1 pseudogene is annotated in these 577 nt (G+C 64.8%); it reads left to right on the top strand.

Annotation, left to right across the window (positions count from 1 at the left end):
• Positions 1-331: 331 nt before the first annotated feature.
• A pseudogene (locus O3W51_RS48310) lies at positions 332-577 on the top strand (integrase); the annotation flags it as partial.

Genomic DNA, 577 nt, shown 5'->3' with positions numbered 1-577 from the left:
CGGCCTCGCCGTCCGCTACGACAAAAAACCCGAAAGCTACCAGGCCGGACTCGAATTATGTGCCGGCCTCCTCTGGATCCGACACCTCGAATCACAGCCTTGATCACAACCCCACACACGCCCTAGTTCAATTGCTCGGCGCGGACACCAAGCGCATCAACCTTGCCCTTGCCGGTAACCTCATCCGCCCTGGTGGGAGCCGGTTTACGGGATGCGCGCGATCACGGGTACCAGCGCACAAAATGGGCCTCTCGCACGGTTGGTCACCGCCCCGCCATGATGATCGCGTGCTGTTGCGACTGGCTTACCTGACGTCACGAACGCCTTCGCCATGCTCCGCCTGCTGCCGATGGGCGACCGGGACAAGGACGCGGAGATCCTCGCGTTGCGCCATCAGATCACGGTGTTGCAGCGCCAACTCGGCAAAGACAGAGTGCGGTTCACCCCGGGCGATCGCGCGTTCCTGGCAGCCCTGCTGCACCGGATGCCGTCGGAGGCGCTGCCCAAGATACGGGTGGTGGTGCGTCCGGACACGGTGCTGCGCTGGCACCGCGACATGGTCGCACGCCGCCACGCG

Origin of the sequence: Streptomyces sp. H39-C1 (assembly GCF_027158125.1) — a bacterium.
Lineage (GTDB): Bacteria > Actinomycetota > Actinomycetes > Streptomycetales > Streptomycetaceae > Actinacidiphila > Actinacidiphila fildesensis.
This window is presented reverse-complemented; position numbering and strand designations above follow the sequence as displayed.